Raw genomic sequence first — 14529 nt, forward strand, 5'->3', positions numbered from 1 at the left:
GATGGAAATAAGAGAAAATAATATTTATGTATTTTTGGAATACCAAAGCTTTGGCGCATGAACTAGCAGAAGATACTTTAGAAAAACGCCATTATAAAAATTATTATTTGATCGCTGCTTTAGTGGTCAGTGCAGTTTATTACTATGGTATGTTTTCACCTTATTATGATGCTCGTGTGATTGGTTTAGAAGGCATATTGACGCTGATCATTATGTTTGTTGGCATTCAACGTTGCTATGCTGCAAACGGTGGTGATGAGGGCGTGCATTTTATGAATCGTGTCACGGCACTCTCATTCCCTATTTTGTTGCAGACCACTGTTGCGGGAATTGCTTTTGGTTTGATTCTGCTCGGCATTTATCAATTTTTTGATCTTGAAAATACTGCTTTTGAAATGTGGTATGAGTGGTGTGTTTCTGCCTTTACGATTTTTTTGCAGATTGTGTTTTTTACCCGCTTAAATCAATACATGAAACGTGTTGCGGATCATACAATTTAACAATAAGCAGAGTCATAAAAGGGATTTATCTCACTGGATAAACCCCTTAGTTTAAATAGTGGATATGATATTTAGAGATTTTTAAATGTTTAATCGCCAAAATAATGACAGTGTTGTACTGAATATTGGTCTGTTTAAAATTACTCTAGAAAATAATGGGCTGCAAAATGTGCATCATTCCCAATAATGTCAAATTCATCTTCTCGAATCGACATACCTGCACAAGTATGTCCAACCATCCATAAACCCAGTGTTGGAAGTTTACCGTCATACAATGGGGTATTGACCCATTTTTGCGCAATATAACCGTATTTATCATAATCATCAAAGTAGAAGCTTCCTGAAGCAGCGCCCTGATCAATATTATCTTCTACTACACGGATATTTGCGCCTTCTCGGGCGAGAATAGGCTTTTTCACCCATTTGCCTTGTAATGAAACATTGGTATCGAAGGCATGGGATTCAAGTAAATAAGGATGGTTTGGAAACTTTTTCCAAAGTTCTACCAAAATTGCTTTATTTGACAGCAACATTTTCCAACATGGCTCGACCCATTGGGTGGAGGGTTTTAAATATTGAGAAAAGTTTTCTTCCCAGACCCATTCCCAAGGGTAAAGTTTAAATAGCTGATCAATCGATTGATCATTCAAATCCACAAAGTTTTGTCCATCCCATCCGATATTTTCCATCGAAAGTTCGGACACACGATGTCCTGCTTGGAACGCCGTATCCATTAAATATTCGAGATTTCCCCAATCTTCACGTCCGGCTTCTTGGCAAGCAGCGAAATGAATATGCGAACCTCGTGGAAAAATCGTTTTCCAGCGATTAATCAGATCTTCGTGAATACTGTTGAATTGATCACGATGCGGAATATTTTCCACTTGTTCAATCCAATGCCACTGAGCAACTGAGGCTTCGAGTAACCCCGTGGGTGTGTCTGCATTGTATTCCAGCATTTTGATTTGACGACCATCATAGGCAAAGTCAAATCGACCATAGAGCATGGGTGCATGGTTGTGCCATGAATGTTCAATGAGTGGGATTGCAGCCTGTGGAATTTGAAAATAATCAGGATAATCACCTTTTTGAATGATTTCTCCTGCCACTTGCATGCACATCTGGTGTAATTCATTCGAGGCATCTTCAAGTTGCTCAATTTGCTTTAGGGTAAATTCATAAGCAACCCCTTCAGACCAGTAAATGGAACCATCCAGAGAAGGTAAGTTGTAATAATCAAAACCAATTTTTTCGTGTTCTTGTTGCCAGTTGGGACGAGCTTGGAAGCATTTTCTTTTCATAATATTCTAAATCATAAGATTGCGTATAAGATGTCTAACCACCAAAAGAGAACCCACTGCGCCCAAAGCCTCCACGCACAGGCGAAGATTTGCTATTACTTTTGGTGACTTGAGAAACCTGCGGTTGTCCAACACTTAGATTTGTCGAAGGTTCAACTTTACGTCCTAAATAATTTACTTTGCGATTGCCTTCATAATATTGTGGGCCAATAAAGCGAGAGCCAGCATAGTATCCACCAGAAGAATGACTACCAGAAGAACTTGTTGCTGTTTCCTCTTCACAGAGATCAGTGTTCCAGTCATATGAACAGTCATATTGGCTATTATAAACATCTTGAACAAGGGGTTTGTTATTGCTACTGCATGCTGTAATTAAAAGAGGGACTACAACCAGACTGATTTTTTTTGAACGCATGATTAGCCTTAGATCATCGAGTATTTTTATCTATTTGCTTTATAACATGATAAAAAGAAATTGTTTTATGCGCTGTATGATATGAGGATGTATGTTGAATGTACAGTCTGTGATTTATAAAATTGTTTTTTATCTGGATAATCGTCTGAAAATAAATCGATATTCAAACCATTTAGACATTGAATGATTGCGAAATAGCGTTGAATAAAAAGAGCCATGAACTATACAAAACAGCTTGAACAGATGATTTATAGCTCCCCTCAACTGATGATGAGGTTACAGTATTTGCGAGAACTACATGCAGATGCCTATTTGAGTGCAGGGGTCATTCGCAATATGGTATGGTCTAATTTACACGATCAGGTTTATTGTCTTGATGACACCGAGATTGATGTGATTTTTTATGATTTAAAAGATCAATTAGGGGGTGAAGAACGGCGTTTAAGCCAAGAATTAAAACAAAAATTCCCAAGCAATGATTGGGATGTGGTCAATCAAGCCTATGTTCATCTATGGTACAAAACCGATGATGGGAATGCGATTAGTCAATATTCTTCATTATTTGATGCTTTATCTGTTTGGGTTGAAACCTCAACTGCAATAGCTGTTCGTCTACAACAGTCTGGTCAATTAGAATGGATTGCGCCTTTTGGACTCAATGATTTATTTGAGTTAAAGTTAAGATGGAATGCTCGTTTAGTCAGTTATGCCACCTTTGTACAACGAATCGAGTCTAAGCGTTTTTTGCAGAGATGGGACAAATTGGTGATTGTCGATCAACCATTTAGAGATCAGGAATAGCTCAGTAAAGAATGAATTCAATATTCCAAAGCATCCCATGATCAAGTGGTATTTAAAACGCATTCCTTGCTTAGGATGTCCTGATAAAAAAGCCCTCCGAGTGGAAGGCTTGGTTTAGTTTTATAAACGGGTTTCCTGATGCTTTTTGTTATGGCGGATCGACAGCCAAGCGGTAATGGTCAATACAATAACAATGAACCCTAAAGAAATCCAAATTGGCATATGGAATACATCCAACATTAACATTTTAAAACCAATGAACAGTAAGATAATTCCTAAACCGTAAGGTAAATAGTGCATCTTTGACGCAGCACCAGACAATAAAAAGAACATCGCACGCAAGCCTAAAATTGCCATTAAGTTCGCCGTGAGTACAATAAAAGGATCACTGGTGACCGCAAAAATAGCTGGAATTGAATCGACAGCAAAGATCACATCAGATGCTTCAACTAAAATTAATACTAGAAATAACGGCGTTGCCCAAAGTACACCATTTTGACGGACAAAGAATTTAGCGCCTTCCAGTTTAGGTGTAATGCGCATGTGTTTACGTAGCCATTTTAGAATCGCCATATCTTCGATATTGGTTTCTTCCTCATCTTGACCTTTCAGGAATTTGAATCCTGTATAAACGAGGAAAGCACCAAAGATATAGAGAACCCAAGAGAACTCTTGAACGAACCAAGCACCAATAAAGATAAATAGAGTACGTAAAATAATTGCGCCTAATACACCATAGAGTAAAATTTTACGCTGTAAGCCTTGTGGAATCGCAAATGCAGCAAAAATCATTAACCAAACAAAAACGTTGTCAATTGCTAAGGATTTTTCTAAGAGATAGCCTGCAAAGTATTCCATGGTTTTCGTATTGGCTATGGCAACACCCGCAGTTTGCTGTAAATACAGCCATAAACCGCCACCAAATAAAGCAGCGACACTGACCCACGCAATACTCCAGTAGGCAGCAGTTTTAATTTTAACGTCTTGACCTTCTTTTTGCTTAAAGCCTAAAAAGTCAATCAGTAACATCACGATGACGATAGCGAAGAACGCTAAATACAGCCATGGATTGCCTATAGATTCCATAAAATTCTCCGAATCTGGCAATCAGGCATAAAAAAACCTTGACCTGTTGCCAGATGATTAAACATCTGTATCAACATGATCAAGGTCTTGCCTACATTTTAGCGTTTATAACATGACTAAAATGCTCAGATACCGGCTTTTCAAAGCGTAATGACGATATTCTGATTGGAGGAGGCTACTCCCCTTGTTCAATAAACTGTGTAAGAAATAAAAATTTCTTTATATGCGCAGAGAATCGCACATTTATTTAAAATGTGCAAATATTGAATGTATTTTTATGTAGCTTAAATTATGTACAAAATTCAGCGCAGGTTTTTAACTGCGCAAAAGCCTGACTGAGTGTTTGATGATGGTGTTGAATAATCAGCTGCGCATTGAGTACGGCTGAATCTACAGTACTGTGTGCATCGGAAATCAATTGCACCTTAAATCCTAAATCTTTTCCTGCACGACAAGTGCTATCTATACAAAATTCAGTTTTTAAACCGCAAACAATCAGCTCTTGTATATTCAATGACTTCAATCGTTGTTCTAAATCAGTTTGAAAAAAACAATTTGGGCGAGTTTTTTCCAATACATGATCAACATCATGATCAATATTTAATTCTGTAATTAATTGAGTTATTAGACTATGAGGTGCCATAGCAGTATCAGCACCACCCACATGACGGATTGCAAACACGGGAATGTCCTTTAGATGAGCATATTCAATGAGTTGATTGATATTTTGCAATAATTGATGAGCTTCAAATGGAGGCTGTGGAGCGCGAAACAAACCATTTTGCATATCCACTACAATCAAGGCTTGTTTGTTTTGAGGGTCTGACATGAGTTTCTCCGTAACAATGTGCCTAATCACGGAGCCAAAAAATAACCCCGCACATTTGGCAGGGTTGGTTTTACAATTTATTTTAAATGCAAAAAACCACACTGCCGATGCAGTGTGGTGGTGAATAATCTAATGAAAAAGAAAGTTTGCATTGATCATCATATAATGACTAGATAACTTTGATTAAATTAAAGTTATTGAGTCGAGATGTCACTTTAAAATTTGTAAATTTAAGCTTTTTGAATAAAATCTTTACGTTGTACCAGCACTAAAGCGAGCAGCGTACCCAATACAGCAATGATACCGCCAACCACACCAATATGATTGAGCCCATAACTGGCAGTAACTAGACCTCCGAGTAGTGCCCCGCCACCGATACCGACATTGTAAAGCCCAGAATAAATGGCCATCGCCACATCTGTTGCATCAGAAGCTAAATTTAATGCTTTGGCTTGTTGAGCTAAACTAAAGCAAATAATTGCCATTCCCCAGAACAAACTTAACACACTGAAACTGACAAAATCGATGCTTAATGTGGTCAATAACAGCATAGAAATCGCCAGTATCAGACTGCTGAGTGGGATTGGCAATTTTGGATATTTTTTAGCAAATTTTCCAAATAAATAGGAGCCAAAAAAGCCTGCTGCGCCATAGATGAGTAATAAGGTTGTGGTTTGTGTTGAGCTAAAATGTGCAACATTTAAGGCAAAAGGTTCGATATAACTATAAGCCGTAAACTGTGCTGTAATCACAATCACAGTGAGTGCAAAGACCATCATCAAACTAGGGCGTTTTAGAAATACTTTTAAGCTGCTTAAAGAACCAGAGTTGACACTCGGTAAGCGTGGTAATGTTTTGGCTAAAATTAAACAGACAACAGCTGCGCCAATGGCGATCAAGCCAAAAGTATTACGCCAACCATAAGATTCTCCCACCATTCTGCCAAAAGGAATACCTAAGACCATCGCCAGCGCTGTGCCTGTGGCCAATAGACCTAAAGCTTGAAACTCCTTACCTTTGGGGGCGACACGAACGGCTAGCGAGGCAGTGATCGACCAAAACAGCGCATGCGAAAATGCGATACCAATTCGGCTGGCAAGCAGTACATCAAAACTCCATGCAAAATAAGACAAGGCATGACTGGCAACGAAAACCATAAATAAGCCAATCAGCAAAAAGCGTCTTTCGATATTTTTGGTGAGGAGCATAATAGGCAAAGAAATCGGTGCAACTACCCATGCATATAGAGTAATCATGATGCCGACATCCGTGGCTTGCATACTAAAACTTTTACCAATATCGCTGAGTAAAGCTACGGGTACAAATTCTGTGGTATTAAAAATGAAAGCAGCAAAGGCAAGGCTGATTACACTGACCCATTGCTGCGTTTCACTGGGGGCAGATTGGGGTGTGGGCGTTTGGGAAGAGGAACTGGACATGATCATATTTTCAAAGATTAGCACTAAATTTTAGGCTGATTTTTGCATAAAGTTAAGCTTAAGTTTTGATACATAAAAATTAGGATTGTCGGACAAAACTTAACAATAAACCCAATAAACTTATGGCATTTTGAATGTGCTTTTAAGTTTGTATGTATATAAAGAGTAAATAAAATGTTAGAAATTAGACACAAAGATGATGGAAAAAAAGGTGAGTTTTATATTGGTGAAGACGGTCACCATTTGGCTGAAATGGCATATACATGGGCAGGTGAAAATATGTTGATTATTGATCACACACTTGTAGAAGATGAGTTGCGTGGTCAAAGTGTGGGACGTAAGTTATTGGATCAAGTGGTGGATATGGCACGTTCAAAAAATGTGAAAATTATCCCTCTATGCCCTTTTTCAAAATCTGTATTTGATAAAGATCAATCGATACATGATGTTTTGAAATCTTAAGTTTGCTTTGTTAAAGTGGAATTGTGTCATAAATCATTAATGAGAAATAATAGATGCAATTCCAACATATCGATAATCAACATAAGGGTGAGTTTTTCTTAGATAATCCTCAAGGACAGCGTATTGCTGAAATCAGCTATGTTTGGAGTGGTGAACAGCAGATTATTGCCAACCACACTTGGGTTGATGATTCCCTACGCGGTCAGGGTATCGCCCGCCAATTATTAGATACTTTGGTTGAATTTGCGCGTGAAAAACAACTAAAAATTGTGCCAACATGTTCATATGTGGACGTGATGTTTAAACGTGAAAAAAGCTTTGCAGATGTCAAAGCATAGATAGATATACATACATTTAATGTCCTACCTGGATTGGACTGTTAAAATTGAGTTAGATACTTCAACATGTTAAAAAAAATTCTGATCGCTTTATCATTATTGATCAGCCCCCTATACTGAGTTATGCAGAAAGTTGTTTTGAATTAAACTTACGCGCTTATCAAAAAGAGCAAGAGATCAACCCACGTTGGGAATTAGTGGCTCAATCGAAACATCGTATATATTTTTATTCAGCGCCTAAAAACTTTTGTAAAATGAATGATACTTTTGTTATTCAAAATGATAATGTTACAGCATATTCAGTGTATAAAGATCGGGCAAAACAAGCGTGGGTCTATGTGGTATTTAATGATCCAAATCAACATATAGAAGATGACTTGGTTGAAGGATGGGTCAAACTTAAAGACTTTAAAGCTTTGCAGAAAACAGCGACCCCAGATTAAACGAAAAAAACCACATTTTGTGGTTTTTTTCGTTTCTAGAAAACTTATTTTGCTTTTAATGCAGTAATTAGTTTTTGGTGTAATCCACCAAAACCGCCGTTCGACATGATCACTACGGCATCGCCCTCGCCTGCCTCAGTGCGAATGGTATTGATAATCTCATCTAAGGTACGAGCCACAACAGCATTATTTGTGGCTGCATCAATCACGGGCTGTAAATCCCAATCCAAGCCTTCAGGTTGATACCAAATGACTTCATCTGCCAAACGTGCAGAATACGCCAACCCATCTTTATGGCTACCCATACGCATGGTATTTGAACGTGGTTCAATGACTGCCCATAGTTTACGCTCGCCTAAACGTTTGCGTGCACCTTCTAAGGTTGTATCAATCGCTGTTGGATGATGGGCAAAATCATCGTATACCTCAATACCATTTACAGTATCGAGCAATTCCATACGGCGTTTCACCCCGCCAAAATTCGATAAGGCTTTACAAGCCGTTGCAATGTCGACACCTACGTGCTCCGCAGCAGCAATCGTTGCTAAGGCATTGGCAACACTATGCTGCCCTGTCATATTCCATTGAACTTCGCCTTTGACTATGCCGTGTTGTAAGACTTTAAAATGTGAACCATCCGCAGAAAGTTGCTCCGCATAGACTTCAGCACTGTCGTTGGCATCTAATGAAGTCCGAACCACTGGTGTCCAACACCCCATTTGCAAAACTTCATCAATATTGGTTTCAGTGATCGGTGCAATAATGCGACCTTCGCTGGGAATGGTGCGGACTAAATGATGGAATTGTTTTTGAATCGCAGCCAAATCATCGAAAATATCGGCATGGTCAAATTCAAGATTATTTAAAATCGCAGTTTTTGGATGATAGTGTACGAATTTAGAGCGTTTATCGAAGAACGCAGAATCATATTCATCTGCCTCGACACAGAAGTATTTTCCTCCGCCTAAACGTGCACTTTCACTAAAACCTAAAGGTACACCACCAATTAAAAAGCCTGGATTTAATCCTGCCTGATCCAACACCCATGCCAACATGGTTGTGGTGGTGGTTTTACCATGTGTGCCTGCAACACCTAAGACATGTTTACCTTGTAATACATGGTCAGCAAGAAATTGTGGTCCTGAAATATAGGGCAAACCTTCATTCAACATATATTCAACAGCATCAATACCACGTTTCATGGCATTACCAACAATCACAAGGTCTGGGTGGGGCTGTAAATGGCTACGGTCATAGCCTTGCATCAAGGTGATACCTGCATTTTCAAGCTGGGTTGACATCGGCGGATAAACATTTGCATCTGAACCCGTAACCTTATGACCTAAATCACGTGCCAATAATGCCAATGAGCCCATAAAGGTGCCGCAAATACCCAAAATATGCAGATGCATTCGTTTTAACTCCAGTGCTTTTATAGACTCATCACTTTGTGCTTGTGATGTAGCCGATTCATTTGATTTGAGAGCAACGATAGCAAGGCTTAAAGCGAAAAGATAGTTTTTCTTGTTACGATTTTAAAGCATAGCTTTTGCGGATAAAATCCTGCATATTTGCAGTTGAATAGAGGTGCTCGCATAAATTTTATTATTGCCAAACATGTCAAAATCTCGGAAAAGAACAGCAAAAAAATTCGTCTTAAATCAGGTTTATCCTTATTCTTCGATCAGTAGTTTATTGATTGCTTTGCCAATGATGTTGATTTATGGCATTGCCTATTATTCTTTGTTGGGTGACGGTTTTTATTTAGGTCCAGTAAGCTTAACGTTTTTGCTTTATTTTGCTACAACGACAAGGATAATCCGACTATTTTCTAAAGATGTCACCATTTGGTTTGATGATCAGTATATGTATCTTCAATTCAATCAAAAAGCGCCACAAAAATATGCCAAACAGGAAATTTTAGGTTTTTACAGCTATGATTATTCAACCAAATCACCTTTATTATTCAATTCAAAAGTTTCCATTCATTTTTATCTTGATCAGGGTCAAAAAATATTTTTAAATGATTCTTCTTATAGAAATATCGTTGATGAAGAAAAGCGTCTAGTATTACTTAAATTTTTAAAAACAGCTCAAAGTGAGCTTGAGTTTTCTCCCCTTCATGCCAAATCTAGATTCTTTGCTCATCATGTGTATTGGTACGCGCGGCAGCATGATCGAGATTGAAGGTTTTTCACTTTTAAAAAAATGCAGTGTAATCTATTGAGGCATACATCATTGTTGAGCTAAAAATGGCTTTATCTCTACCGCTTTTATTGCTGATTATCTCCAATTGTTTTATGACTTTGGCTTGGTATGGTCATTTAAAGTTCCTCCATGAAGCACCTTTGTGGCAAGCCATCTTATTTGGTTGGGTGATTGCCCTGCTTGAATACAGCTTTATGATTCCTGCGACTCGCCTTTTGGCTCAACATGGTTGGTCATTGGGACAAATGAAAATTACTCAAGAAGTGGTCACACTCTTGGTATTTGTTCCTTTTATGATTTTTTTATTTAAACAGCCTTTTAAATTGGACTATCTGTGGGCAGGATTATGCTTGTTGGGATGCGTATTTTTTGTCTTTAGAAGTCAGTAAGATCAATAGAATGAGTTAAAATCATGATGATTTAAGCGTCCATCATGATTTTTTGACCTGATGAGTTGGATGGCTTTTTCGATTTTTATGTTGTTTAGGGACTCCAGCCTGATATTGCCCTTCGACCCAAGCGTTTAAGGTGGTTAAATTAAAAAATATTGCATTGCTACGTCTGTTAAATTTTCGTGAGATGAAAAATCAGTCTATAATAGCGAGCTTCTTGATATTCATTTAAACACTGATCACCAGTATTTAAACTTCCTTACATTCGTTTACGGAATATATGCAATGAATGCGGCCGCTGTACAAGACGCTCCTCTAGTTGGAATTATCATGGGTTCTCAATCAGATTGGGCAACTCTCGAAAACACTGCCAATATGCTTAAACAGCTTGGTGTTCCTTTTGAAGCTGAAGTTGTTTCTGCGCATCGTACGCCAGATCGCTTATTTGAGTATGCTGAAACAGCACGTGAACGTGGTATTCAAGTGATTATTGCTGGTGCAGGTGGCGCAGCGCATCTACCAGGGATGTGTGCAGCAAAAACAGATCTACCAGTACTTGGTGTGCCAGTGAAGTCTTCGATTTTAAATGGTGTTGATTCGTTATTGTCTATTGTGCAGATGCCTGCTGGTATTGCCGTAGGTACATTGGCGATAGGTCCTGCTGGTGCAACCAATGCCGCGATTATGGCAGCACAGATTTTAGGTTTAACCCGTCCAGAGATCGCAAAAAATGTTGCAGATTTCCGTGCGGCACAAACTGATAAAGTGGCTAGTAAAAACATTCCGGGTCAAGCTTAAAACGGGACACAGGTTATGAATAAAACCATCGGTATTTTTGGTGGTGGTCAACTCGGCCGTATGATGGCGCAAGCTGCGCTACCGTTAAATATTCAATGTACTTTTCTTGAAGCCAATACAGATTGTCCATCTGCGATATTAGGGCAAGTATTTTCAACAAAAGCTGAAAATGGCTTGCAGGACTTTATTGCAAGTGCTGATGTATTTAGTTTGGAATTTGAAAATACGCCATTGATTGATGTAGATGTATTGACCAAACATAAGGACTTACATCCACCACGCCAAGCTTTAGCCATTGCACAACACCGCCTTTCAGAAAAAGCGTTGTTTGATGCGTTAGAGATTCCAGTTGCGCCGTATAAAGCGGTAGATTCTCTGGATAGCCTCAAGCTTGCAGTTGCTGAATTAGGACTGCCGATTGTCCTGAAAACCGCGACTGGTGGTTATGATGGTAAAGGTCAGTTTGTATTACGTTCAGAAGATCAAATTGACCAAGCTTGGACAGAGCTTGGTCCAGCAGGTTCGTTAATTGCTGAAAGCTTCGTTATTTTCTCTCGTGAAGTTTCAATTATCGCAGTACGTGGTATTGATGGAGATGTAAAAACTTGGCCATTGGCTGAAAATCATCATCACAATGGTATCCTTTCACATTCGATCGTTCCTGCTCCAAATAGTTCAGATTTGCAACCTGTTGCACAAGACTATATCACTCGCCTTTTAAATCATTTGAATTATGTGGGTGTGTTGACTTTGGAGCTGTTTGTGACTGAAAAAGGCTTGTATGCCAATGAGATGGCACCACGTGTGCATAACTCGGGGCACTGGTCAATTGAAGGTGCTGTATGCTCGCAATTTGAAAATCATATCCGAGCGGTTGCTGGTTTACCTTTAGGTTCAACAGAAGTTGTACGTCCAACGGTGATGGTCAATATCATTGGTCAATATCCACCATTGGAAGAGGTTTTGGCATTAGAAGGTGCTCATGTGCATCTTTATAACAAGACTGAGCGTGAAGGTCGTAAAATTGGACATATCACGTTGATGCCAACTGATTCTAAGGAATTAACGACGCTATGCCGTCAGTTAGCAAAAATTCTGCCAAATCAACTGTCATTAAGTGAAGATATGAGCATCTAAACTCACTATTGTGTGTAAAAAAAGCAGTCAAGGTGTTGGCTGCTTTTTTCTTTTTCGATGTTCTGTATGATGGCATTCCTTTATTTTTTGGGTATTTTGATCTCAATTTACATCGAAAGATGACATATAAAAATAACAACGAGCTTTAAAAATAAGTATTTTAAATCTCAAAAAATCGATAATTTTTTGAATTCAAAACCATTCATGCTGCCCAACTCAATTGTATCATTCTAGACTTATCCACAAAAAATCTAAGACATAAAGCTAAATATTTTTGAATTTAAAACTTTAAATTTAAAGCTGATGGAGATTTGAATTTAAAATCAATCTTGTGGATAACTCACATTGTTAAATTTTGGGAGTGTGTTGTGGATAAAAACTAGAACAATTTGAATTTAAAAATGTGCAGAAAAATAAGAATTAATTTGAATTCATAAATGAATTTAAAACTGTATGTTGGGGGCTTGTGTGGATAACTTTATTTTAAATTCAAAGTTACGATGTTGAGAGTTTTGAATTTAAAATTGGAAAATGAATTCAAAATTTACGTTTTTACATCTGTCATTTTATTCACAGGCTGTTATGGTATTCAGATAATTTAAATTTAAAACTATTTTTGTGGATATTATGCGCCATTTAACTTTGATTTGTGGATCTGTTTTATTCGCGGCATCACATGCCAATGCTGAATTAATTATTAATGGTCAGGCGGTGTCTAGCTCACCAGTGACAATAACTCAAGATACAACTTATACACCTAATTCTAATTTTCAAAGCTGTATTGCAAATTTACGTTCACAAGCTGTGAGCTCTGGTGTAAGCGGTTCAACCTATGATCGTTATACACAAAATTTAACGCCTGATTATTCCGTCATTAGTAAATTAGACTATCAACCAGAGTTTTCTACGCCGATTTGGGACTATATTTCAGGTTTAGTCGATGAAGAACGTGTTGAAAAAGGGCGTCAAATGCTGAACCAGCATCGGGATGTTCTTAACCGTGTTGCGGCTGCTTATGGTGTTCCTGCAGAAACAGTGGTTGCCGTTTGGGGGGTAGAAAGTAATTTTGGAGATATTTCTGGAAAATATCCATTATTACAAGCCTTAGGGACATTAAGCTGTGAAGGGCGTCGCCAAAGCTATTTTAGAGGTGAGTTTTTTGCCACGATGCGTATTTTACAACGTGGAGATTTACGCGAAGATCAACTGAAAGGCTCATGGGCTGGTGCATTCGGTCATACTCAATTCATGCCTTCTACCTATGAAGAATTGGCTGTGGACTTTGATGGTGATGGACGTCGTGATCTGGTTTCAAGTACTTCTGATGCTTTAGCTTCAACCGCTAATTTTTTGAAAAAGCGTGGATGGCAAACAGGAATGCCTTGGGGCTTTGAGGTAAAAATTCCTGCGGGTGCATCAGTGTCTGGAGAAAGTCGCCGCAATAAAAAATCACTCAGTTCTTGGGTCAATCGTGGTTTTACACGTGTCGATGGCACACCAATCATTCAAGGGAACTTATCTGAAGGCTCTCAAGCTGGTTTAATGATGCCTGCGGGTGCAAATGGTCCAGCATTTTTGGTGTTTAAAAACTTTGATGCAATCTATTCCTATAATGCTGCTGAAAGTTATGCACTCGCAATTGCACATTTATCAGATCGTTTACAGGGTAAAGGAGGGTTCCAAACGGCTTGGCCAACAGAAGATGCTGGAACATCTCGTGCAGAACGCCGTGAAATTCAAAACTATTTATTGAAGAAAGGCTATGCGATTGGCGATGCTGATGGTCTGATTGGTGATAAAACTCGCCAAGCTATTCAACAAGAACAGGTCAAATTAGGATTAAGTCCAACAGGTCGAGCAGGGCAGCAGATTTTAAAAGCATTTAGAAATGAGGCTGCAAAAAGTATGATGCAGTAAAGATATGTTGTATTCAGGGCAACGAATACAATAAAAAGGTCTGCAATTGCAGACCTTTTTATTGATTGGATTTATTCAATCGCAGATTGATCGATTTTGACAGCTTCTAATACATCTAAAATGACCGCAGTAACATCCTGAGTGTGATCTCGATCATTAAAGATTTCATGTGCAGTAATAGTCACATCGGTATCACTAGGCAATTGCTTCTGTTCTTCTTCGATCAAATGCTGGATTGGAAGTAACGTTTGTTTGATTTCAAGATGTAAAATATCTGTAAACTCAATATTTTCATCTTCCAGTTCAATAATTTGCTCATTGAAGTAAGGCAATAAAATAGAATGAAGGTATGGCTGAAGTTCAGTAATATCATAAATTTCAATATCACGAGTTTGCTCAATCGTGCTGATATGATCATTTACTTCCAGAATAATATGATAATAGCTCACAGTCATCTCCTCAA

The 14529-nt window shown here is 38.4% G+C and carries 17 protein-coding genes; 10 read left to right on the top strand and 7 right to left on the bottom strand.

Annotated features, from left to right (window positions below; genetic code table 11):
- The first annotated feature begins 26 nt into the window (after positions 1–26).
- The gene (locus F938_RS20665; protein ID WP_005034850.1) at positions 27–500 is read left to right on the top strand and encodes a hypothetical protein; all 474 of its coding nucleotides are present in this window, start codon (positions 27–29) and stop codon (positions 498–500) included.
- A 140-nt stretch (positions 501–640) separates the two neighbouring features.
- On the opposite strand, the gene F938_RS20670 is transcribed toward F938_RS20665, so the two are convergent.
- The gene (locus F938_RS20670) at positions 641–1801 is read right to left on the bottom strand and encodes a glutathionylspermidine synthase family protein (RefSeq protein WP_004824012.1); all 1161 of its coding nucleotides are present in this window, start codon (positions 1799–1801) and stop codon (positions 641–643) included.
- 34 nt (positions 1802–1835) lie between these two features.
- The gene (locus F938_RS20675) at positions 1836–2216 is read right to left on the bottom strand and encodes a hypothetical protein (RefSeq protein ID WP_004824014.1); all 381 of its coding nucleotides are present in this window, start codon (positions 2214–2216) and stop codon (positions 1836–1838) included.
- 216 nt (positions 2217–2432) lie between these two features.
- On the opposite strand from F938_RS20675, the gene F938_RS20680 reads away from it, so the two are divergent.
- The gene (locus F938_RS20680) at positions 2433–3017 is read left to right on the top strand and encodes a nucleotidyltransferase family protein (protein WP_005034853.1); all 585 of its coding nucleotides are present in this window, start codon (positions 2433–2435) and stop codon (positions 3015–3017) included.
- 120 nt (positions 3018–3137) lie between these two features.
- On the opposite strand, the gene F938_RS20685 is transcribed toward F938_RS20680, so the two are convergent.
- The 3 genes from F938_RS20685 to F938_RS20695 all read right to left on the bottom strand — a co-directional run bounded on the left by F938_RS20685 (position 3138) and on the right by F938_RS20695 (position 6371).
- Complete coding sequence (locus tag F938_RS20685) at positions 3138–4103, bottom strand: TerC family protein (protein WP_004824018.1); 966 nt, start codon at positions 4101–4103, stop codon at positions 3138–3140.
- A gap of 289 nt (positions 4104–4392) precedes the next feature.
- Positions 4393–4932: a cysteine hydrolase family protein gene (locus F938_RS20690; protein WP_005034855.1), complete on the bottom strand. Its 540-nt coding sequence runs from the start codon at positions 4930–4932 to the stop codon at positions 4393–4395.
- 230 nt (positions 4933–5162) lie between these two features.
- Positions 5163–6371: a sugar transporter gene (locus F938_RS20695; protein WP_005034857.1), complete on the bottom strand. Its 1209-nt coding sequence runs from the start codon at positions 6369–6371 to the stop codon at positions 5163–5165.
- Between the two features lie 174 nt (positions 6372–6545).
- Here F938_RS20695 and F938_RS20700 point away from each other — a divergent pair, with 174 nt between their 5' ends.
- From F938_RS20700 to F938_RS24830, 3 genes are all read left to right on the top strand, one after another.
- Entirely contained in the window at positions 6546–6833 is a 288-nt protein-coding gene (locus F938_RS20700; protein ID WP_004824024.1) for a GNAT family N-acetyltransferase, read from the top strand.
- Between the two features lie 53 nt (positions 6834–6886).
- A complete protein-coding gene (locus F938_RS20705) occupies positions 6887–7171 on the top strand; it encodes a GNAT family N-acetyltransferase (protein WP_004824026.1) in 285 nt (94 codons plus the stop codon).
- A gap of 254 nt (positions 7172–7425) precedes the next feature.
- Positions 7426–7614, top strand: a complete 189-nt coding sequence (locus F938_RS24830; RefSeq protein ID WP_005034860.1) for a hypothetical protein — start codon at positions 7426–7428, stop codon at positions 7612–7614.
- Between the two features lie 44 nt (positions 7615–7658).
- Here F938_RS24830 and mpl read toward each other — a convergent pair whose 3' ends face one another.
- Entirely contained in the window at positions 7659–9026 is a 1368-nt protein-coding gene (gene mpl / locus F938_RS20715) for a UDP-N-acetylmuramate:L-alanyl-gamma-D-glutamyl-meso-diaminopimelate ligase (RefSeq protein WP_005034862.1), read from the bottom strand.
- Positions 9027–9231: 205 nt separating this feature from the next.
- On the opposite strand from mpl, the gene F938_RS20720 reads away from it, so the two are divergent.
- The 5 genes from F938_RS20720 (at position 9232) to F938_RS20740 (ending at position 14066) form a co-directional block, all read left to right on the top strand.
- Positions 9232–9801, top strand: a complete 570-nt coding sequence (locus F938_RS20720) for a hypothetical protein (protein WP_005034866.1) — start codon at positions 9232–9234, stop codon at positions 9799–9801.
- A 65-nt stretch (positions 9802–9866) separates the two neighbouring features.
- Positions 9867–10211: a DMT family protein gene (locus F938_RS20725; protein ID WP_004824031.1), complete on the top strand. Its 345-nt coding sequence runs from the start codon at positions 9867–9869 to the stop codon at positions 10209–10211.
- Positions 10212–10499: 288 nt separating this feature from the next.
- Complete coding sequence (gene purE / locus F938_RS20730) at positions 10500–11012, top strand: 5-(carboxyamino)imidazole ribonucleotide mutase (protein WP_004718991.1); 513 nt, start codon at positions 10500–10502, stop codon at positions 11010–11012.
- Between the two features lie 15 nt (positions 11013–11027).
- Positions 11028–12149 carry a 5-(carboxyamino)imidazole ribonucleotide synthase gene (locus F938_RS20735; RefSeq protein ID WP_005034868.1) on the top strand — a complete coding sequence of 374 codons (1122 nt, stop codon included), beginning with the start codon at positions 11028–11030 and terminating at the stop codon, positions 12147–12149.
- A 627-nt stretch (positions 12150–12776) separates the two neighbouring features.
- On the top strand, positions 12777–14066 hold the full coding sequence (locus F938_RS20740) for a lytic murein transglycosylase (protein WP_005034870.1): 1290 nt from the start codon (positions 12777–12779) through the stop codon (positions 14064–14066).
- 71 nt (positions 14067–14137) lie between these two features.
- Here the strand turns inward: F938_RS20740 and F938_RS20745 are convergent, their stop codons facing one another.
- Positions 14138–14521 (bottom strand): hypothetical protein, encoded by a 384-nt coding sequence (locus F938_RS20745; RefSeq protein ID WP_010590990.1) that lies wholly within the window; start codon positions 14519–14521, stop codon positions 14138–14140.
- Between the last annotated feature and the right edge of the window lie 8 nt (positions 14522–14529).

Origin of the sequence: Acinetobacter bereziniae LMG 1003 = CIP 70.12 (genome assembly GCF_000368925.1) — a bacterium.
Taxonomy (GTDB): domain Bacteria; phylum Pseudomonadota; class Gammaproteobacteria; order Pseudomonadales; family Moraxellaceae; genus Acinetobacter; species Acinetobacter bereziniae.